Genomic DNA, 21967 nt, shown 5'->3' on the forward strand with positions numbered 1-21967 from the left:
CAGAACATGGCGGCCGAAGAGCTTCAACGCATAGACGGCAATCAGGAACTGCACCGCAAGATTCTTCCCTGCTGCAGGTTAAAGCCTGGAGAGGTTTGGGAGGATCCCGAAGGCAGACACAGGGTTGCCGTCATCGATGCTACCGATGCTCATGCCGTAAAAAATCTTTTTGCGGGGGAACGGGCCGTACTAATGGTTCACGATCCCCCCTACAATGTCGAGGTCGGGGGAATGCAGAGTGATGCCCTCTCCCGCCTCGAGATCACCAGCTACATCGATTTTTCCCGTCGCTGGATCGAGGCCGCCCTTCCCGCTCTTGCAGAGGACGCCTATTTCTACATCTGGATCGGGGCTGATCAGAAACGCTCTTTCCAGCCCCTTCCCGAAGTGATGATGCTCATGAGAGGATTTCCCGATCTTGCGGCAAAGAGTTTCATCACCCTGAGAAACCAGCGGGGATACGGCACCCTATCGAACTGGATGAGCGTCAGGCAGGAATTGCTTTGTTACGTCAAGGGTAAGCCCGGCTTTACGGTGCAGTACACGAATCAACCCAAGAAGGTTGCCGGCTATTATAAAAAGATAGGAGGCGTACGGAAAGAAAATCTCGCACGTGGCAGGTCAAATACCCTCAGGGCGGGAAATGTTTGGACCGACATCCAACAGGTTTTCTATCGTATGGAAGAGAATGTTCCGGGTGCCTATGCCCAGAAGCCTCTGGCAGCCCTCCGAAGGATCATCTCATCGGGAAGCCGGAACGGCGAGGTGGTGGCCGACTTTTTCGCCCATTCCGGCACAACCCTTCTTGCCGCCGAGATCCTGGGAAGGCGCTGTTTCACCTGCGACATCGATCCCGTTTTCGCCGAGCTGACTATCAGAAGGCTGGAACGCTTTCGGCAAACTGGCAAAACAGGATGGCAGTGGAAAACCCCCTTCCCCGAGATCAGGTAATCGTAATCACCACACCTCGAAACCGCTCTCGGCGCTGCAGCCACCGGAACCCGTAATGACGATACGATACGCCCCCTTTTCAGGAAAGGGAAGCAGGAAAAGCGGCAGGTTTGAAGAGCGTTGCAAGACCGCCATGCCGTGGCGGTAGAGGGTCAATGCATAAGGAGGAGGGCCCAGCCCCCTACCCTCTATCCTGACGGCTTGGGCCTCTTGAGAAAGTGAGGGGTCGGCGAAAAAACGTGAACCGTCGGGTGGAAAGACAATCTCTCCTTCAGCTTCCCCTTCACGTGCCGCTACAAAAGCGCCGGAGCGTTTTGTCTGTGCCCATACCCTGAAAATATCGGGATACGAGACCTGAAGCTTTCCCCTCTCGTCACGGTGGTGCCAGGTGCAGGGATCGGGTAATCGGTCGGGCGGAAGATATTCGTAGAGTGTCGAAGGGTCATCGGCGGTTGCCGCCATACCGGAGACGGCACAAATCTTCACCCTCACGGCACCGGGAATGGCAGGATAGCCACTATCCGGCTTGTGCAGCACATCAAGGAGTTCCGCAACGATGGATGCCGGGATACTGCTTCCGGTCTTCCCGATAACTGTTTCTCCGGTGAAATTTCCGATCCACACACCGACGGTATACTCGGGGATCGCCCCTATCGCCCAGATATTCTGAAACTGGTTCGCCGTCCCTGTTTTAAAAAGGGAGGGAAAGGCAAGATTCATAACCGAATCGCTGCCGAAGCCGAGTACCCTGCTCCGGTTGTCCCCAAGGATATCCCTGACAACGGCTACCGCATAGCGATCACGGGATGATGAAAGACCGATTTCCGAAGATTCCACACTTCCTAGTTCCACCGGCAGGGGACGCAAGGGAACAGGGCCGTCTGTTCGACTGAACAGGGTATAGCCATGGACCAGTTCGAAAAGTGATACCTCGGCGTTTCCCAGGGCGAGGCCGGTACCGAGACTTCCCCGCTGCTCTTTAATGGAGGAGAAACCAAGATCCACCAAAAATTGGGCAAAGGCATCGACCCCGAGCCGCTCTATCAGATAGACCGCCGGGACATTGAGACTCGAGGCAAGGGCTACCCGCAGCCGCACCGGACCGTGGAACCTACGGTCGAAATTGAAGGGCTGATAGACCGCAGCCCCCCCAAGTTCCAATGGGAGATCGGGAAGGATTGAGTTGGGAAGAAACCCAGACCTAATGGCAAGGGTATAGAGAAAGGGTTTGAGGGTGGAGCCAGGCTGATTGCGCACAAGGACCCCGTCGATCTGCCCCTGGTGCTCATCATCCCAGAATTCCCTGCTGCCGACCCAAGAAATGATCTCGCCGGTGTCGTTACGAACAATCAGCCCTGCTCCATTCCCAAGCCGGTTGCGGCTATGCTTATCAAGGGTCTGGTCAATACGTTCCCGCAGACGCATATTGAGCTCAGCATCGATGGAGGTCTTTACACGAAGGTCCTTACTGCGAACAGGAGCAATGCTATTGAAGTAATTGATGAAGTGCGGGGCCTGATTCGTCCAAACCCCGCGTCGGGCTTCCCTGGCCGCGGACAGGAGTTCGCGGTAGGAAAAGCGGCCCTTTATGCCGGGTTCCTTGGCCGCGGCACGGGCGGCTGTCTCGGGGTGTTCCACAGGATCATAAAGGGAGGGGCTTCTGGGGATGACTGACAGAAGGGCAAACTGCGCAGGAGAAAGCTCTTCCACGGGCCGGTTGAAAAAGGTCATTCCTGCGGCGGGGACCCCTTCACAGCGAAAACCAAAGGGAATGGCATTGATCCAGAGCTGAAGAAGCTCCCGCTTCGAAAGCCGACTTTCGAGTCTGAAGCTGTTCCAGGTCTCCCTAAGCTTACCTTCGAAGCCGCTCCAGCCGCCTCCGCTTTCTGTTTCAATAATCCTGGCCAGCTGCATCGTTATGGTGGAAGCCCCCGAAACAATTCGTCCCTCATGAAGATTAAGTACGGCACTTCTGAGCACGGCAAGAGGATCGATGCCGGGATGGAGGTAAAAGCGGCGATCTTCTGCGTCGAGGAAGGTCGATACAAGAGAATCGGGCATCTCATCCAGATCGCGAAAAATTCTCCGCATACCATTGGCCAGGGGCTGGACGTACAGGAGTGCCCCATAGCGATCAAGATACTCCCGGCTCCATTCCCGCACACGAAAATGGTCAAGCTCCGGATAGGGCGTGAACCGCAAAACAAAAAAGAGAAGGAGCAAAAAAAGTAATACGCCTAGGGGAGGCAGTAAAAGAAGCATTCGAAGGCGGCCGGGCCGCCTTCGGATCTTATGAACGCTCATCAATGAAAAGAAGTTTCCCACCGTCCCTGCCGAAAACCTCTGGTTCATACATACATTCGGCCTGGGCAGGAGGCGTCGGATAGACACCTGGTCGAACCGCCCTGATCATGAAACTTACGTCGCATGTTCCCTGAGGAAAACGATCGAAAAAGAAGCGCCCTTCGTTGAGATAGTATACCGAACGATCGGGGCTTACATTGCGTACTCCATCTTCCCCGGCCGAAGGCTCGTCGTAGCCCTCATACCTGGCGGTGGTGACAAACCCGGTATCGAGAATGACCGCGCCGGACGGAACCGGCACCCGCACCGCAAGAAAATCGTGCCGCAGTGGCGAAGAAAGGTGAACTACGACTCGATAGGTCTCTCCGGCAGTAAGACAATCTCCGGAAACGGGTCTCCCCTCCATATCAAAAAATTCCCGCAAAACACCGATTCCCATATCCATGGGAGGAGCACTCTCTGCCGGGATGCTGTAGCGCATGGCCAGACGGTAGGCAAGTGTGCCTTCTCCCGATGCTTCCACCGATAAAGGAAGAGTCTTGCCGCGTTCGATACCGGAAAGGGGCTCTGCATCAAAGGAGAAGATCCTTTCTACAGGAGGGTTTGCTATCGAATCAAATCGATCCGAAAGCAGATCCTTATCGGCGATACGTACAGTCACATCGATATCCGGTGCCTTATCAAGGCCAAGTTCCCCGGCAGCCGCAATAAGTGCCCAGCCGTTATCAACGGTATTCGTCCATCTGGCACTGCGCCGACGCTGGATAAGAGACTCGAGGGCAAGTTCCCGAAAACTATTCGAGGGATCGGCCCGTTGAATCAGCATCAGCAGCAGCGAAAGCCGTTCAACCTCCGAGCCGTACCAGGAAGCACCGCTTTCCCAGGTTTCGGTAATATCCAGGCTTCTTGCAGAGGGACGGATGAAAGAAGAAATTCTGGTGAGGGCCGACCGTGCGCCATCTTGGTCTCCCGAGGCAAAAGAGGCAAGGCCGGAAAGTGCATAACCGGCGATACCGATCTCATCGCCTCGCCTACGAAAGGTCTCACTCTCCCCTCTCACGTCGTCGCCGAGAAGCGCCCTGGCATAAAGGCCCAAGACGTAGAGATAGGGCTGTTTCTTTACGGTATCCCGGGGTTTGCGCAGATAGGACAACAGTGCGTCCTCATCAAGCTCATCGGGAATCGGATAGTCTGCGTTTCTTGCAAGGGCGATGATTTGAGCCGTCCGTGCGGAAACGTAGTAATTGGCCCATCGACTGCCGCCCCAGTAGGGAATGCCCCCCTCGGAGGTCTGTACCTTTCCGATCTCCCTTAGTTGCTCTGCTATGTGGGAACGCGGAAGCGCAAGCTCCTCGAAGGAAGGAAATGCGCCGGTTTCTCCGAAAAGCAGATAGGGAATCAACTTGGAGGTTCGCTGTTCAAAGCAGTCATAGGGATAATCGAGGAGATAGGAAACGGCTCCCTCGAAAAGACTCAGCTTCGAAGCCGAGAGGGAAACGGCAAGAGAGCCCTCGGGATCAGGCATCTGATCATCTCCCCCTGGTAGGCGGATCATCTCGGTGTCGATCTTGGCCTTCCCGTTTTCAGGAATAATCCGGTTTCCCGTAGCAACGCTCTCGAAAACCGCCGGCTTCTGCACCTCGACCTCTCGGACAAGCTCTTCGTTAAGCACCGGGGAAGAAACGGTAAAGCTTATCTTCCCCTTGCCTGAAACCGGAGCAGAAAAGAGAAAATGCACGAGGTTCGTCTTTCCTCCCTCGACATGCACATGCCTGCTCGTCTCTCCCTCGATTCCGAGGATCGTACTCGACACGGTCACATCCATATCCACCGCCTCGGATCCCAGATTAGAAACGATCACCCCTCCCTCCATCGTATCCCGGTGACGGAGCAATTCGGGGAGAACGGATTGCACATTGACGGGATTCTGGGCCACCAGTTCCTGCTCATTACGGCCGAACTGGTTCTCTTTGACCCCGACGGCGGTACATCGGTAGGTAGTAAGGGTATCGGGAAGGGTAAAGCGAACCACCGCCTCCCCCTTCTCATCGGTAGTCACATACGGTTCAAAGACCGCAAGAGGACGAAAATCCTCACGCCGTTCCATCTTTTCATTTTCGCCTCCGCCGCCCTGTAAGTCTTTGACCTCGTAGGTAACAGGATCGATCAATAGCGATCGGCTATCGCCGCCGGAAACCGCAATGGGGAATTTACGCGGATCGTAAAAGAAATCGAGGGGATCGGGAACATGATAATCGATCAGATCGAGAACCCCTCGGTCCACGGCAAGAAAGGTGATCTCGGCATTAGGCACGGCATCTCCCGCCTTGTTTGTCGCCTTCAGGTGTACCACGGCCTCTTCCCCCGGACGGTAGGAGCCCTTTTCCGGCCGGATATCGATATTGAACCTTTTGGAATCGGTATCCACCATGACGGGAACGACACCGAAATAGCCCTTCGGCTTATCAAGGTCCGGTTCCAGATAGGAATTATCCGGCTTCTTTTTCCTGACGGAATAACTGCTTACGGCGACATAGACTACCGGGACAAACTCTTCGCTAATGGGAACACCGATGACGTTTGCCGAGCCGTCGAGATGGACAATACGTTCGTCGAAAATGCCTTCCCGCTCCACGGTAATCAGATAATCACCAGCGGCAAGGGGACTTTTTACCAGTATGGTTGCGGTATCCCCCGGGGCATAGGAAGGCCGGTCGGTCTCAAGGCCGATCATCTCGGGGCTATCGAAGCCCCAACTGACAATATCCGAGCCGGTTGCATAAAAAGAGAGTTCGGTAACGGCAAGGCGATCGGCGGCATCCGATGCACTGAAACGGACCAGGAAAGAACCGCTGCTGGGAGGAGTAAAGGTGACGGAGCCTTTGGTTTCCCCGCCGATTGCAGGAGACAGACTCTCTACCGGTTCGAGGACCATTTCGTAATGAGTATTAATTCGACCCGCCACACCCTGTTGCTGGGCACGTTTCCAGCTTCTCTTAAAAAGTTCAACGGTCAGATCCTTTGCGTCGTCCCGGTAAGGTCGGCCGTCGGGGCGCACCAAGGCCCAGTCGAAGTCGACATCCTCACCCTTTCGGACGAAACCCGACCATCCCTTGTGATTCATACGGCCGCCGATGTAAAAGGCCGCGGGATGAACGATTACCGATGTCCGGGCGGCAATCATCTGGCCACCGGCATCATCCACCCGTGCCTCTCCCCGGTAACGCTGAGGCTGCCCGGCAATCCCCTCAGGGCTTGTTGCCTGGCGAAGTGTTGCCTTTCCATCGCTGCCCAGCACCCCTTCGGATTCGGAAAGAAAGTAGCGCCGATCATATCCGGAGGGACCGAAGCGGTAATCCTTCCACTCCTCTCCCTCGGGAGCAAACCACGCCGGTTCTTTCGTCCAGGAAGCACTGTAATGAGCCTCGTTGAGGGCCCCGCCGGCGAGATAATCGGCAGAAAGCTCGGCACTCAGGGTATCACCTTCAAAATAATCCCGGTCAGGTATTGAAAGCCCCACCTGAAATTTGAGCCGTTCGAACTGTGAAACCTGAAAAGGAAGACGAGTTTCACCTCCGGGCCTGGAATATTCGATCACATAACTGCCTGGTTCCAGATCGGAGGGGATGGGAATCTCACCGTAAAAACCACCGCTGGCCGTGGTGGTACCGGAGCTCTTAAAGATCTCTTTTCCCCTCCAGCGGTTCTCTTCCACCTTGAGGGTATAATCGCCTTCGTAGATAACGTAACTGCCGTCCTGCAGCGTCCTGTCGATGCCGCGGAAGGTGAGGACCTCTCCGGGGCGATATAGCCCACGGTCGGTAAAGAGAAAAACCTGCGCAGAAGCCCTCTGGATACGGGCCGGCGTCGAAACGGCAAGGGGTGAGCTTCTCCAAAGATTATGGCTCCCGTTGGGTTTAAACTCGATACGGTCCCCCTGGTATTCCACCTGCAAACGGAGGAAATCGCTCCAGTCACTCTTCGGGTCCTGAAAGTAACGGGTAAACTCTCCATCATCAAGGGGAAAGACCACGAGACCAGAATCGTCGCTTGTCCCTTCGAAAATGCGATCTTGCTGGCTCATAAGGGTGACGCGTGCCCCCGAGACGGCCGTCCCGGAGGAGAGGCTTGTCACCCATGCGACAACCTTGTTGTAGGCATAACGAACGGTCAGGCCAAGGTCCGTTACCTGAAGGGTGAGATTGCGCTGGCCCCATCGGGGCCGCTGCCCGCTCTTTTTGTCTATAGGGGAAAAATTCCATGAAAAGCCGACCCAGCCCTTGCCGTCGCTTCCCAGCCAAGGTGAAAGATCGATCTCCTCAAAATGGTGAACGTTCTTTCCGACCTCGGGAAAGGGATAGGGTTCCAGTGCCGTGGCGGGCCAAAAGCCATAAGGATCGTCTATTGCGCCGGCCTTCCAGATCCCGTCCTCTATGTTCTGGTAATCGAAAACGATCTTGGGTGGAAACTGCGACTCAAGCATCCTGGTACCGGTGTTGGGGAAGTTGGCAAAGCTTGCGGCCTCGGGTACCTTCACTTTCACAAGCTGAGGGCTGCCGAGAGTTCTCCCATAAACATCTTTCACCGAGGCGGCGATGGTAAGCAGATATTCCGAATCATAGGCATAAGCGAGGCCTGAAAGTCTGACGGTGTTCTGCCAAACGGTAATATTCTCCTCAGCAATCCGTACTTCAGGCTGAAAAGAACATGCTCCCAAAAGGCTCGCCTTGTCCACGGGATGGGAAAATTCGAGAAAAAGAGGATTCGTGGCCCCTGCGTCTCCGGAAAAGGAATAGGACCGGGTGGTGTGACGCAGCAGCTTAAAGGGGGTTATCGTATGAAAGACGATCTCCTGCTCCGCTTTTCTTCCTATATAATCGGGACGGCTCCGAGCACCCGGGCCAAGAGCAACGATGATATCGCTATCTTCGGGAAGCGTCTCGGTCACCGAAAGCAAAACGAGGCTCTTCAGCTCCTCTTGTGAATAACGCCCCGAGCTATTATCCGGCCTGGAAAAGGTGACCTGATAGTCGTATCCTTCGCTTCGAAGCTTCAGGTAGTCCGCAATCGTTTCGATTTCGACCGGGTAATTGAATCTGACAAGGATCTTACCGGCAGCATCAAGGGGAACTCCACCCTTTTTCCAAAGATAGGAATCCTCAAGGGCTCCGGCACCGGGCAAGGCGCTACGCATTGCAAGCTCTTCACTCCGAAAGGAAAAGCCGGTTTTACCGATAAGGGCCGCACCATGAACCGACTGAACCGATTCATTCACCGTCACTCGGTACTCCCGCTGAGGGAGGACCTTCGCCTTGGCCTGAAAGACAATCATCCGGGTACTATACCAGCGGAAGCTGCCCTCAATCTCCGGTGCAATGGAGAAAACGGAAGAGGCGTCCCGGCTCTCACCTATCTTGGACAGCGGAATAACAGGATCGGAAAAGAGTATCCAGACCAGAGGTTCTTTTACCTCGGAGGGAAGTTCGCCTTCGGGGCCGTAAGCCGAAAGCTTTAGAGGAGAAGGAGCTGTCTGGAAAGATGCGTCTGTCGCAGTACCGAAGCTCCCTTCGGAAAGCCCCCAGGCTGCTTCCTGATAATAAGCGATGGAAAGGGTATCGAGACGACTTCTCCAGGAAGAGACCGACCGGTCGACCTTAAGGCTGGAAGTTTGTTCCGTTTCGCCGACAGCCTTACTTGAATTCTCAACGGGGACACTATCGTTTTTCTTACAGGAAAACGGAAGCACCATCGCCGTAATAAAAACAAAAAGGGCTACAAGGCCCTTTCCCATCTTTACATATCTTACCCTTCGCTCTGCCATAGCTTCTCTTCCTCTATCTTTCAACTGGAATATATTACTCTATGCGACCATGTCCCCGGCGCCGCTTACGATGCCGATCCGACCTCTTCCGTTTCCTTGGAGGTCGTACTTCCACACCACCCAGCAAGGCAAATCCACGAATCTTTAACGTAGGCCCATCTGGATAGTAGTCATATTCCATCTTGTTTTCAAAACCGCCTATAAGGGGAATCCCGGAAATATCGACATTGACCCCCTCGGGAACCACCATTTCCACACCGCCCAAGAGGCATACAATCTCGATTTCCGTCGTTCCAGGCGGGAATTTCGCATTGGTAAAATCGAGATCGACTCCACCCATGAGGGCCAGAATCTTTGTGTTTCGTGCAGGAGACCATGGCCCCCGACGTTCCACGCCGCTGAGCAAAGCCAGCATGGTATCGTCCCGTTTCACCCTCCCGTTATTCCAGGCAACGGATGAAGAGCACTCTTGATTTTCTTCATCCCGAAGTACGGGCAGATCCCGGATCAGGTTCCCAAGCACCTGCCGGTCGTCACTTTCGTGAGCGAGAGAGACCCTTCGCTCGAATTCATCTACCTCTATATTATTATGAGCGAAATTGAGCTTGAGTTGCTCTACGACTCGCTCTCTGAACTTCGGGAGGGGTAGCACGGGCTGATGTTCATAGGAGATATCTTCATCCATAACAATCATGAGCATACGTTGATTTGCTGCCGCGGTCAAGAACAGTACATCACCTGAGAAATTCGACAGAAAAAAAATGAAAATCTATTGTGACACAATATACAGTGTGATAATATCAATTAAAAGCACTAACAACGCTACATTTAGTAGTACTTTTCGACATATGGAGGTTTATGGTGCGATGCCCTCATTGTGGAGCTCTAGAAGACAGGGTTCTGGAATCCAGGCAAAATGCCGGAGGCAGTGCCATCAGGAGGCGACGGGAGTGTCTTTCCTGCGGTTACCGTTTTACAAGCTACGAACGGATCGAAGAAAAACCGATCATGGTAGTCAAACGTGACGGCAGATTAGAGCCCTATGAACCGGCAAAGCTGGAGCGTGGGATCAACATCGCCATGGAAAAGCGTCCTATCGGACAAGCTACCAGAGAAAGCCTCTTTCAGGCAATAGAGGATGAGGTAGCCTACGGTGCCAGAAATAGTCACGAAATAGCAACAAAAGAGCTTGGAGAGATTGTTCTCAGGCGACTATACAAGGTGGATAAGGTCGCCTATGTCAGATTCGCATCGGTTTACCGCATGTTCGACAATGTGGAAGAGTTTCTCCGGGAAATCGAACAACTAACAGAAACGGGAGGGAAAAGTGACAAGTTTGCAGAGTGAGTGGGCAAAAATACGCAGCAGCAGCGAAATTCACGACGGGGGACACGCAGGAGAGCAAAAAGCACCGGTCAGGTGGATCGTCAGAAGAGACGGGGGCCTTGTTCCGTATGACAGGGAACGGATTCTATCGGCCGTTGCACGGGCAATAGAGGCCACAGGAAGGGGCGAAGAGGGATCGCTTGCCGAAGGTCTCACCCTCGCGGTGGAAGAGAAGCTTCGCAGCGGTTTTGCAGCCCGCCACCCGAACTCAGCCCCGGCGGTTGAAGAGATCCAGGACATCGTGGAAACAACCCTTATCGAGGCAGGAGAAGCCGCCGTCGCCAAGGCCTACATACTTTACCGGGCCCGACACGAGGCAATACGCGATACAAAGAAACTGCTTCTCGACATCGATCTTACCATGGACGGTTACCTCTCTCAGAGCGACTGGCGGGTAAATGAAAACGCAAATGTCAATTACTCTCTCGGGGGCCTGATTCTCCATAATTCGGGTACAATCACGGCAAACTACTGGCTCAAAAATGTCTATCCGGCCGAAATTGCCGAGGCCCATCGCAATGCCGACTTCCACATCCACGACCTTTCGATGTTCAGCGGCTACTGTGCAGGATGGTCGCTCCGGGAATTGATCATCAAAGGGCTCGGCGGCGTTGCCGGGAAAATATCCAGCAAACCGGCCCGCCATCTTTCGACCCTGGTGCAGCAGATGGTCAACTTTCTCGGGGTCATGCAGAACGAATGGGCAGGGGCCCAGGCTTTCTCGAGCTTCGATACCTACCTTGCCCCCTTTGTGAAAATCGAAAAGCTGGAAGAGGAGCAGGTCCGCCAGTCCATTCAGAGTTTCCTCTTCGGCGTCAACACCCCCAGCAGATGGGGAAGCCAGGCACCCTTTACCAATATCACCCTCGACTGGACCGTCCCCCGGGATCTTGCAGAACGGAAAGCGATTGTGGGAGGAGAAGAACAGGAGTTCACCTACGGCGATTGCCAGAAAGAGATGGATCTTATCAATAAGGTTTTTATCGAGCTGATGCTGAAGGGGGATGCAGAGGGGCGGGGATTTCAGTACCCCATTCCAACCTACAATATCACCGAGGAGTTCCAGTGGGACGGTGAAAATGCCCGCCTGCTCTTTGAGATGACGGGCAAATACGGAACACCCTATTTCCAGAATTTCATCTCAAGCGATCTTGATCCGGGCGACGTCAGGTCGATGTGCTGCCGCCTGCAGCTCGACAAACGGGAACTAAGAAAACGCGGCGGCGGACTCTTCGGATCGGATGAGCTGACAGGTTCCATAGGGGTCGTGACCATCAATCTCCCGAGGATCGGGTATCTCTCGGCAGGGAAGCAGGAGTTTTTTCGACGACTCGATCATCTTATGGAATTGGCAGCCGAGAGTCTGATCATTAAGCGGAAGGTGATTGCACGCCTCTACGATGCGGGGCTTTTTCCCTATACGAGAGAGTATCTCTCCGGTCTTTCAAACCACTTTTCCACCATCGGTATCTGCGGCATGAACGAGGCGCTGCTCAACTTCCTCGGTAAGGATATCACCAGCGAAGAGGGACGCTCTTTTGCCCTGGAAATACTCTCCCATATGCGGGAAAAGCTTGCCGATTTCCAGGAACGGACCGGTGATCTCTTCAACCTGGAGGCGACACCGGCCGAGAGCACCAGTTATCGCCTGGCCCTTCACGACCGCAACCACTATCCGGATATCATCACTTCGGGGGAGGACGAGCCTTTCTATACCAATTCGAGTCAGCTTCCAGTCAACTTCACCAGCGATATCTTCGATGCACTCGATCACCAGGAAGCGCTCCAGAGTCTCTACACCGGAGGAACCGTATTCCACGGATTCGTGGGAGAGGCGATCGACGACTGGAAAAGCTGCAGGGCCCTGGTCCGCGCCATGGCGGAAGGGTACCGCATTCCCTACTATACCATCAGCCCGACCTATTCCGTCTGCCCAGATCACGGCTATCTCTCTGGAGAGCATTTCACCTGTCCCCGCTGCGGGAAGGTGGCCGAGGTCTACACCAGGATCGTCGGCTACTACCGTTCCGTTGCGAACTGGAACAAGGGCAAGAGGGAGGAATACGGAAAGCGCAAGCTCTTCGAAGTAAAGGAAAGCCTCGACACGAACAACGAGAAAAAGAACTCGACCGAAGAGGTCGAAAAAACGGCGGAAGCCACGGAGCATGTGAAAGAAGAAAACGGAAAAGCAGCAGTCAGGTGGCTCGGCTTTTTCAGAAAGGCGTGTCCCTCCTGCCCGCCGGTAAAGGAAGCGGCAGCTACCCTCCCCTTCCCGGGCGAGGCCGTGGATGTGGATAAGGAAGATGGACTCGCCCTCGCAGCCGATCATCAGGTCTACAGCACCCCTACGGTCATCCTTTTCGACGAAACGGGAAAAGTCGTGGCGAGGGCTGGCAGCAGAGCCGAGCTGGAGGCGGTAATGTAGGGTATGGAGCGTTACGCCCTTTTAAAGACCAGTCTGATCGATTTCCCGGGCAGGGTTGCGGCGGTGATTTTTACCGCCGGCTGTAACCTCCGCTGCCCCTATTGTCACAATGCCGCTCTTGTCATGGGTCAGATATCCCAGGAGGAGGGAAAAAGCATTCCGGAAATTGAGGCCTTTCTTCGAAAAAGGGCCCCCCTTCTCGGGGGGGCCTGCATCAGCGGAGGAGAGCCTCTGTTATCGCCCGGGCTCTTTGATCTTGCAGCCATGCTGACATCGGTAAACCTCGACTGGAAGCTGGATACAAACGGCACACTTCCCAAACGACTGGGGAAGCTCCTGGACCGATTTTCCGATCATCCCCCGGCTTTTGTCGCCCTAGATTTGAAAAGCTCCTTCGGGGGCTATACAAGGCTGCTTGGATACAAAACCAAGGACGGGTCGGCTGCAGAAGAGGTAAAAAAAGCGATCTTTACAAGTATAGGAGAACTTGCCAGACACGCGGTACCCTGGGAGGCAAGGACCACCGTCGATCCTGCCGTCGTCACCCCAGAGGATCTTTCGGCCCTTGCAAAGTCGCTTGCTCAGGAGGTTGAAGCGGGAAGGATCGAGACACCGACCAGATGGTCGCTCCAGGCTTTCAGACCGGGCAGCTGCCTTGATCCCGACTGGAATAATAGACCGGCCACAGGGAAAGAGGAGATGCAGAGATATGCCGATGTCCTGAAAGCAGCAGGCCTTTCGACGGAAATCATCATACGGGGATGACTAGACAAGCTATCCTGTGATAGAGTTCCTTACGGAGTGAACAGGATGAAAACATTGGTATTGTATGGTTCTGCGCGGAAAAAGGGAATAACCCGATCAATGCTGGATATTCTTCTCGCGGAGATGGGAAATTCAGCGGGAAAAGTCGAGGAAATTGACTGCTATAGGACCGATGTGGCTCCCTGTATTGATTGCCGCTATTGCTGGAAAAAACGCGGCTGCTCGATTAAGGATGAGATGCAGGAGATATATCCGAAGATGGATGCGGCGGACAATATCATTGTTGCTTCCCCCGTCTATTTTCACTCCATCCCCGGTAAAATGAAGGTTTTGATAGACCGTTTCCAGGTATTCTGGGCCAGTGAGGTACGCAAGGACAAACCTTTGCACTCCACAAAACGGGGAGCCGCCCTTTTTGTCGGGGGAGCCCCGGCCTTCGAGCACCAGTTTCTCGGCGCAGAGCTGGTGATAGGAGGCCTGTTCAAAGACTATTCCACCCAAAATCTCGGATATGTTACCTTTGCAAACAGCGACAGGGAAAGGGTGAGCGACAGTCCGGAAACCTTAGCGCAGCTGAAGGAACTGGCGGAGCGTTTTCGAATCTAAAGCGAAAAAGCGATCAATTGCCGAGAAGGAATTGGTCGAACTGAGTTTCCATCTTTTGCGGCAGCATAATCTCCTGGATACACTCTAAGGCGTAGTCATCGGTCATGCCCGCAACATAGTCGACGGCCAAATTTCGAAATCCGCCATCCTCCCCTTCGTAGAAAGAACGCATTTTACACACATAATCCCCGAATCGTACCGCAAGCAGATTTTTTTCCCTCCGGTACTGCCCCTCATCAAAACGGTAACGATCGAATAGTTCCTCCAGATAATCGTAAAGCGAACGAAGAATACGGTCGAAATAGCGATGATAATCCGAGAGCAGGGGATTACGATAGATGTTCCGATAGTTAAACTCAGTAAGCACCTTCATCGCATGATATTTTTCATCGGAAAAGGCGACGGCTCCACTCTTTCGGCTGGTATCGATCAGATCGCTGACCAGGGTATTGATGATAACGCCGTTCTCCGCTCCGAGGTTTGCGACAACCTCTTCGGGTACATCCTCTCGCTTTACAATCTTCAGCTGAAGGGCATCTTCCAGATCCCGCCCCAGATAGGCAATCTTATCTGCCATACGGACAACAGCCCCCTCCCAGGTCGAGGGGAGGTGGTTCCGGCCGGTAAGGGCTCCAAGGTCCTTCATCTCCTGAACGGGGATGATGGACTGCTCGAACTTTTCCCCGCAGTGGCTTACGATACCGTCCCTTACCGCATAGGTAAGGTTGAGTCCCTTCCCGTAGCCGATAAGATGATCGACAACCCGCAGGCTGTAGAGCTCGTGTACAAAGCCCCCTGAATCTTTCCTAATATCGGCCATGATGTGTTCACCCACATGACCGAAGGGGGTATGACCAAGATCATGGCCAAGACCAATGGCCCAGGCGAGATCGGCATCGAGGTCGAGCCCCCTGCATACCGCAGCAGCTATGGATGCGACATGCATGACATGCTCGATGCGGGTACAGATATGGTCGTTTTTCGGACTGAAAAAGACCTGTGTCTTGTGTTTCAAGCGGCGAAATGGGTTGCAGTGAATAATAGCCGTGGTGTCACGAAAATAACGACCGCGAATATCTTCGACTCGGGGTTGTTGCCGCTGCTGGAGCAACTCATCAGGTAAGCTGTTCTCAAAACGATAAGGGGTAGGTTCCATCTCTATTGTCCCTCCGCCTTTCGGAAAAAAAGGAGCAGGACCCGATAGAGGGCCTCAAGGTCCTCGAAGGACGCGCACTCTCTAATCGAATGCATTGCCAGCATGGGAATCCCCACATCCACGGTATTGATGGAAAGTGCTGCCGACAAGATAGAGCCGACGGTACTTCCCGATTTCATGTCCGAACGACCGATAAGCCGCTGATAGGAAACCCCTGCTTCGTTGCAAAGTGATATGAAGACACCGGCACTCTCGGCATTTGTCGCATAACGGTACAGTGCATTCATTTTTACCACGGGACCGCCTCCGATTCTCGGAGCAAAGTCAGGATCATGTTTCGAGGAAAAATTGGGATGAACGGCATGCGCTCCGTCGGCAGAAACAAGAAAGGAACGGGCAAGGGTCCGCTGGAACTCCTCCTCGCCCCCGCCGGAGACGGCGACGATCCGTCTAAGCAGATTGATGGGTAAGGCCGAATCCGCTCCGGAGTCTATGGTACTGCCCACCTCTTCGGCATCGGAAAAGAGAATCATTGTCCAACCGGCTCCCAAGGCCGAAGCATCAAGGAAAGCGGAAAGGGCGGCATAACAGGAGGCAAGGTTATCGATTCTCCCCGAAACCATCACTCCACCGAGTTCCGAAGGAGCAACATGGTCGTGAAGGAAAAGATCCGCCGCAAGAATATCATCCCCCGGCAAACCGGAATGGTTACTTACCAGTTCCCGGAGAGAAGGAATCCCCGGGAAGAGAGCTTGAAGCTCATCCTGAAGCTGATACCCATAACCGTCGTTTACCTTCGGGTTCAGATGAATAGCAAGATTCGGAATAATTGCAACCGGTTCATCGGTCGTGAAAAGACGATTGGAATCGGCGGAGACAACAAGTCCGGAGCAGGAGAGTTCCCGATCAAGCCAGGAAGAGACGATGGCGCCTCCGTAGAGCTCCACAGGGACTCTGAGAAAAGGGCTGGTCCTCGTGCCCGATTCAAATTTAAGCTTCAGGGAGGGACTATCGGTATGGGCGGCACAGAGGGCAATACCCGTTTCCCAGGGGGGAAGCTTGCCCGGACGAAACGCCGCAAAAAGCCCCCGTTTCTGGAGATGATAGATCTTTCCTGCCTCAAGGCTCCACGGCTCTTCCGGCCGTAAAGCAACGGCCCCCTTCTCGGCAACGATGTCGGCAGAGACTGCGGCAGCATGCAGAGACGTAGGAGATTTTTTTATATAATGAAAAAAAGATTTGGAACTAAACATGTCTTCACTATAGCTTTCCCTGGCTTGATTCGTCAATTTGTTTGATCTTTCGATGAAAAGTATTTATGATGAGTGAAGTATTGGAGATATTGAAATTGTGTAACCGGAGTTATCGGCACCATGCGAAATGAAAAAATACTGATTGTAGAAGATGAGAGGATCATTGCCCTTGATCTCCAGCGTCGTCTGGAACGATTTGGTTATCCAGAACCTATTCTTGCGGCAACCGGGGACGAGGCTCTGAGGAGAGTAGAAGAGCACCGTCCCGACATTATCTTAATGGATATCATGCTTTCCGGGGGAATCGACGGAGTCGATGCGGCAAAGGTTGTCAAGGAGCGTTTTGGTATCCCGGTCATCTTTCTTACCGCCTACTCCGATGAAAAAACCCTTTCCAGGGCAAAGGAAGCAGAACCCTTCGGATATATTCTTAAACCCTTTAAAGAAAAAGAATTATACACAACCATCGATATTGCGCTGTACAAGTTTAATGTCGATCAGGCCCTCAAGAGGCAGGAGCATTGGCTCTCCGCCATCCTCCACAGCATTGAAGACGGAATCATTGCAACCGGGAAGGACGGGAAAATCCAGTTTATGAATCCCGTCGCGGAAAATATCACAGGCTGGAAAGAAAACGAGGCAACAGAGCGAACCCTCGGTATGGTATTTCAGCTCTACTATGGTCCGGACGAAACCGCGGTTGCCTTTCCGAACCTGCTTACCGATGGGGAAGAAAGCCCCTTTGTCTTTAAAAACTGTATCCTCAAAAATCGGGCAGGGGCAACGATCCATACCGAGGGGAGCCTTGCCGCCATTCGGGACAGAGAGGACAAACTTGACGGGCAGGTTCTCGCCTTCCGTGATACGACGGAAATGCGGAGAATGAGTGAAACCATCAGCTATCAGGCGAGCCATGATACCCTCACAGGATTGATCAATAGAGACGAATTTTCCGAGCAGCTGCGCCGTACCATTGGTCTTGCAAAGGAAAGCGGCAGCGAAAATGCCTTTATTTTTCTCGACATCGACCAATTCAAGGTAGTGAACGACCTCTGCGGCCACACCGCCGGTGATGAACTGCTTCTAAAAACCACCACGGTCATTAAAAGCGTGGTTCGTTCCAGCGATCTCTCGGCCCGCCTTGGGGGTGACGAGTTCGGCATCCTGCTTACGGGGGCAAGCATTAATCAGGCCACAGAGATCGCCCAGAGGCTTCAATCCCGGCTGCGGGAAACCAAGCTGATATGGGACAAACACGTCTTTAATATCACCACAAGCATCGGTATCGTCATGATAAACGGCAACGATCAGGATATCCACGATGTTTTTGCCGCGGCGGACGATGCATGTTACATTGCAAAGGACGCCGGGGGCAACAAGATTAAGGTCTACAACGTAGAGGAGAACCTCTTTACAAAGCGACGCGGCGAGATGCAGTGGATCAGCAGGCTGACAAAGGCCCTTGAGGAGGACCGTTTCCAACTCTTTTTCCAACCGATAGAGCCGATCAACAGCTCAAACTCGGGAATGAAGAAATGTGAACTCCTGATCAGGATGATCGACCAGGAAGGAAACACCATCATGCCTGCCGATTTTATTCCTGCTGCCGAACGCTATAACCTGATGCCTGCCGTGGACCGATGGGTAGTGCAAAACGCATTTAAGGCGTACAAATTGCTTTCCGACGAACTTGGCCAGGATCGGAATCCTTTTTTCTTTACCATCAATCTCTCCGGTGCTTTTCTTGCAGATGAGACCAGCCTCGACTTTCTCGTCTACGAATTCCAGGAATACGGTGTTCCCCCCTCCGCCTTCTGCTTCGAGGTAACGGAAACAGAGGCGATCAGCAACATGAAAACTGCAAGTCACTTTATCAACGAGCTGAAAAAGATCGGCTCGACCTTTGCCCTGGATGATTTCGGAAGCGGCTTTTCATCATTCAACTACCTGAAGCTACTGCCTGTCGATTATTTGAAGATCGACGGGATGTTCGTGAAGGACATGGATACCGATCCGGTAAACAGGGCCATGGTAGAGGCTATCAACAGCATGGGTAAGGTGATGAGGATTAAGACCATCGCCGAATTCGTCGGAAACGAAGGCATACTGCGGGAACTTGAGCAGATTGGTGTCGACTATGCCCAGGGCTACTTCTTCGGAAAGCCCACCCCCATCAAGATGCTGCACCCGACCGCTTTCGGTTAATCAACTCCGCCGCACATCCGTTCGGGATCAAGCAGGCGCTGTACGGTTTCGGAATCAAGGCCGCTTTGCTCCAGGGCAACATCTCTGACGTTCCGGCCGCTGGCGTAGGCCTCCTTGGCGATCCGGGCAGCCTTTTCATAACCGATTTTCAGGGCAAGAGGGGTAACCATGGCAAGGCTTCCTTCGATCAAATCTCGGCAGCGCTGTCGATCGTAGCTCATACCGGAGATGCACCTATTGGCAAGGGCGCGGCAGAGCCGACTCAGCATTTCGGCGGAATCAAGCAGCTCGCCGGCGATAAGGGGCATCATGATATTGAGTTGAAGGGGACTGTTCTGACAGGCAATGGTAAGGCTTACGTGCTTGCCCATGACCGAGGCGGCCACCTGTACGGCCATTTCGGGAATAACGGGGTTCACCTTTCCCGGCATGATGCTGCTGCCGGGCTGAAGCTCTGGGAGCCTGATCTCCGCAAGACCTGCCCGGGGGCCGCTGGAAAGGAGTCTGAGGTCCTGGGCGATCTTCATTATGATCACCGCCAGGGCGTTGAGGACATCCCCGTATTCAAGACTGGCATCCCTGGCGGCTATTGCGGAAAAGCTGCGATCCATGGCAACAAAGGGACATCCCGTTCCCTCGGCGATATGAGCAGCCGTAAGATCGGCAAAGCTGCGGCTGCTGTTTAGTCCCGTGCCGATCGCGGTCCCGCCGAGAGGGATGCGCTCGAGAACGGGAAAAAGGGCCTTCAGGCGTCGCAGGGCCTGATGCAGTTGATCGGCCCAGGCCGAAAGCTCCTGAAAACCGGTCATGGGAACGGCATCCTGGAGGTGGGTACGCCCAAGTTTGATAACGTCCCTGCTCTCCTCTGCCTTTTTCTCCACCGCTTCCGTCAGATAACGAAGATCCCGAGCAAGGCCCTTGGCTGAGAGCCTGGATGCAATCTGAATTGCAGCGGGAATGACATCGTTACTCGACTGCCCGCGGTTAACCGTATCGTTGGGGTGGACAGGCCCTCTGGAACCGAGAGGGAAGCCAAGCAGCTCATTGGCCCTGGCGGCAACCACCTCATTGGCATTCATATTCCAACTGGTCCCGCTTCCGGTTTGATAGAGATCGATGGGAAACTGATCGCCAAACTTACCGCGACGCAACTCACGGGCAGCCTCTTCTACGGCATCACAGACCGATTCGGGAAAGGTCCCGAGCTCACCATGGGCAACTGCGGCCCCCTCCTTTATCCAGCCGAGGGCGAGCCGAAGCCCTTCGGGGATCCGTCGACTGCTGACGGTGAAATTTTTAACGGCCCGTGCAGTTTGGGCCCCCCAGTAGACATGCTCGGGTACAAGCATCTCTCCCATTGAATCTTTTTCGATACGAAACCCTTTTTTGCTCGCCATGAATGCTCCCATTGACACTTTGAATCGCCCATAGAATACTCTTTGCCATGCAATCAGGTAAAGAGCTACCATCGATTCTTATAACGGGAATGAAGCATAGCGGGAAGAGCTGTCACGGCGAGGCCCTTGCAAAACATCTTACCCTTCCCTTTACCGATCTTGACCGATTGGTTATGAAACGATATTGGGCGGCGGGAGGCAAGGAATCCTCGATTCGGCAACTCTACCGTAATGAGGGGAAACAATGCTTCATGGCTTTGGAGGCTGAGGCCGCCAGGGCTTTGAAACAAGACGAACGGGCAATGGTTGTCTCTACCGGGGGAGGAATTGCCGACAACGACGGAGTTCTTGCGGGGTTTCACGATACGGGTGGAAGATCTTTTCTCATCATTCATCTAAGGCTTCCCGAAGAACTCCTTTTTGCCAGGATCGTGGCAGGGGGCCTGCCTCCCTTCCTTGAGGGTGAGGGAGGAATCGAGGGGGCACGGGAACGCTTCCATCTCCTCTGCCTCAGGAGGGAGAAGGTCTATTGCAGGTATGCCGATCTCGTTTTTGACCTGGAAGATCGTTCGAGAAAGGAAAACAGTCAGATTATCATCAGGGGGGTGGATACCTTCCTTTCTGGTAAAAAGGAGTAGACAATGGCGGGAAACAGCTTCGGAACTCGTTTTCGTATTACAAGCTTCGGGGAGTCGCACGGAAAGGGAATCGGCGTCGTGGTCGACGGAATGCCTCCGGGCATAGAGATCGCCCCGGCCGCAATCCAGTTTCAACTCGACCGGCGAAAACCGGGCCAGTCTCAGGTGACCACCCCAAGAAAAGAGAATGACCAGGTGGAGATCCTCAGCGGGGTCTTTAAGGGGAAGAGTACCGGCACCCCCATTGCCATGTTCATCGCCAACAGAAATCAAAAAAGCGGAGACTACGATCAGTACCGGGACATCTACAGGCCTGGACATGCGGATTTCGGCTACGACAAGAAATATGGCATCAGGGACCATAGAGGCGGCGGCAGGAGTTCCGGAAGAGAAACTGCAGCCAGGGTTGCCGCAGGAGCACTTGCCCGGCTGCTTCTTGAAGCCCGGGGTATCAGGGTCCAGGCATGGACCCTTGAGGCCGCAGGCATTAGGTGTGAAACCTGCGATCCTTCCGTCGTAGAAAAAAACCCGATGAGGGCGTGTGATCCTACTGCCGCCGAAAAGATGTTGACAGCCGTAACCGCTCTTGCAGAAAAAGGCAACAGCGCAGGGGGTATTGTGGAGTGTACCATAAGCGGAGTACCTGCCGGTATCGGCGATCCGGTATTCGATAAGTTGGATGCACGGCTCGCCGGAGCGGTGATCTCCATCGGGGCAGTAAAGGGAATAGAATTCGGTGTCGGTTTTGCGGCGGCACGCATGGCCGGGAAAGCGGACAACGATGAAATGGACGGGAAGGGCTTCTTAAGCAACAATGCAGGCGGAATTCTCGGCGGCATATCGACGGGAGAGCCCATCATCTTCCGTCTGGCGGTAAAGCCTACCCCAAGCATCTCTTTACCACAAAAAACCATCGACTCCGACGGCAGAGAACAGATCATCGAGGTAAGGGGTCGCCACGATCCCTGCATCTGCCCCAGGATCGTTCCGGTGGTAGAAGCCATGGCAGCCCTTACCCTTGTTGATTTTTTACTGGCCGCAGACAAGACTATAGGGTAAG

Annotated in this window: 14 protein-coding genes; 8 read left to right on the forward strand and 6 right to left on the reverse strand. The window is 53.9% G+C overall.

All coding sequences use genetic code 11. The features are described from left to right. The first annotated feature begins 6 nt into the window (after positions 1 to 6). Positions 7 to 951 carry a DNA-methyltransferase gene (locus tag F459_RS0104825; protein ID WP_020611603.1) on the forward strand — a complete coding sequence of 315 codons (945 nt, stop codon included), beginning with the start codon at positions 7 to 9 and terminating at the stop codon, positions 949 to 951. Between the two features lie 6 nt (positions 952 to 957). On the opposite strand, the gene F459_RS0104830 is transcribed toward F459_RS0104825, so the two are convergent. Genes F459_RS0104830 through F459_RS0104840 form a run of 3 tightly spaced genes read right to left on the reverse strand, consistent with a single transcriptional unit; the run spans position 958 to position 9761 of the window. Next, positions 958 to 3303, reverse strand: coding sequence for a transglycosylase domain-containing protein (locus F459_RS0104830; RefSeq protein WP_245540083.1), 2346 nt, complete (start codon positions 3301 to 3303; stop codon positions 958 to 960). Further along, positions 3242 to 9076, reverse strand: a complete 5835-nt coding sequence (locus F459_RS0104835; RefSeq protein WP_020611605.1) for an alpha-2-macroglobulin family protein — start codon at positions 9074 to 9076, stop codon at positions 3242 to 3244. The genes F459_RS0104830 and F459_RS0104835 overlap by 62 nt, the downstream gene beginning before the upstream one ends. A 34-nt stretch (positions 9077 to 9110) precedes the next feature. Next, positions 9111 to 9761 (reverse strand): DUF1707 SHOCT-like domain-containing protein, encoded by a 651-nt coding sequence (locus F459_RS0104840; protein ID WP_245540084.1) that lies wholly within the window; start codon positions 9759 to 9761, stop codon positions 9111 to 9113. Positions 9762 to 9937: 176 nt separating this feature from the next. On the opposite strand from F459_RS0104840, the gene nrdR reads away from it, so the two are divergent. From nrdR to F459_RS0104860, 4 genes are read left to right on the forward strand one after another with little or no spacing between them, the layout of a single operon-like run. Continuing rightward, positions 9938 to 10423 (forward strand): transcriptional regulator NrdR, encoded by a 486-nt coding sequence (nrdR, locus tag F459_RS0104845; RefSeq protein WP_013254046.1) that lies wholly within the window; start codon positions 9938 to 9940, stop codon positions 10421 to 10423. Next, positions 10404 to 12887 carry a ribonucleoside triphosphate reductase gene (locus F459_RS0104850; RefSeq protein ID WP_020611608.1) on the forward strand — a complete coding sequence of 828 codons (2484 nt, stop codon included), beginning with the start codon at positions 10404 to 10406 and terminating at the stop codon, positions 12885 to 12887. The genes nrdR and F459_RS0104850 overlap by 20 nt, the downstream gene beginning before the upstream one ends. Positions 12888 to 12890: 3 nt before the next feature. Beyond that, a complete protein-coding gene (locus F459_RS0104855) occupies positions 12891 to 13652 on the forward strand; it encodes an anaerobic ribonucleoside-triphosphate reductase activating protein (protein WP_020611609.1) in 762 nt (253 codons plus the stop codon). 45 nt (positions 13653 to 13697) lie between these two features. Beyond that, on the forward strand, positions 13698 to 14258 hold the full coding sequence (locus F459_RS0104860; protein WP_020611610.1) for a flavodoxin family protein: 561 nt from the start codon (positions 13698 to 13700) through the stop codon (positions 14256 to 14258). 13 nt (positions 14259 to 14271) lie between these two features. Here F459_RS0104860 and F459_RS0104865 read toward each other — a convergent pair whose 3' ends face one another. Then, positions 14272 to 15414: a deoxyguanosinetriphosphate triphosphohydrolase family protein gene (locus F459_RS0104865; protein ID WP_026294901.1), complete on the reverse strand. Its 1143-nt coding sequence runs from the start codon at positions 15412 to 15414 to the stop codon at positions 14272 to 14274. 2 nt (positions 15415 to 15416) lie between these two features. After that, complete coding sequence (locus F459_RS0104870) at positions 15417 to 16667, reverse strand: M18 family aminopeptidase (RefSeq protein ID WP_020611613.1); 1251 nt, start codon at positions 16665 to 16667, stop codon at positions 15417 to 15419. Positions 16668 to 16787: 120 nt separating this feature from the next. Here F459_RS0104870 and F459_RS0104875 point away from each other — a divergent pair, with 120 nt between their 5' ends. Next, the gene (locus F459_RS0104875) at positions 16788 to 18872 is read left to right on the forward strand and encodes an EAL domain-containing protein (RefSeq protein WP_020611614.1); all 2085 of its coding nucleotides are present in this window, start codon (positions 16788 to 16790) and stop codon (positions 18870 to 18872) included. Here F459_RS0104875 and F459_RS0104880 read toward each other — a convergent pair. Then, the gene (locus F459_RS0104880; RefSeq protein ID WP_026294902.1) at positions 18869 to 20269 is read right to left on the reverse strand and encodes a class II fumarate hydratase; all 1401 of its coding nucleotides are present in this window, start codon (positions 20267 to 20269) and stop codon (positions 18869 to 18871) included. The genes F459_RS0104875 and F459_RS0104880 overlap by 4 nt on opposite strands. A gap of 47 nt (positions 20270 to 20316) precedes the next feature. Between F459_RS0104880 and F459_RS0104885 the strand changes: the two genes are divergently transcribed. Further along, positions 20317 to 20907 carry a shikimate kinase gene (locus tag F459_RS0104885; protein ID WP_026294903.1) on the forward strand — a complete coding sequence of 197 codons (591 nt, stop codon included), beginning with the start codon at positions 20317 to 20319 and terminating at the stop codon, positions 20905 to 20907. Positions 20908 to 20910: 3 nt separating this feature from the next. After that, on the forward strand, positions 20911 to 21966 hold the full coding sequence (gene aroC / locus F459_RS0104890; RefSeq protein ID WP_020611617.1) for a chorismate synthase: 1056 nt from the start codon (positions 20911 to 20913) through the stop codon (positions 21964 to 21966). Position 21967 lies beyond the last annotated feature (1 nt).

The organism is Sediminispirochaeta bajacaliforniensis DSM 16054 (assembly GCF_000378205.1).
Lineage (GTDB): Bacteria > Spirochaetota > Spirochaetia > DSM-16054 > Sediminispirochaetaceae > Sediminispirochaeta > Sediminispirochaeta bajacaliforniensis.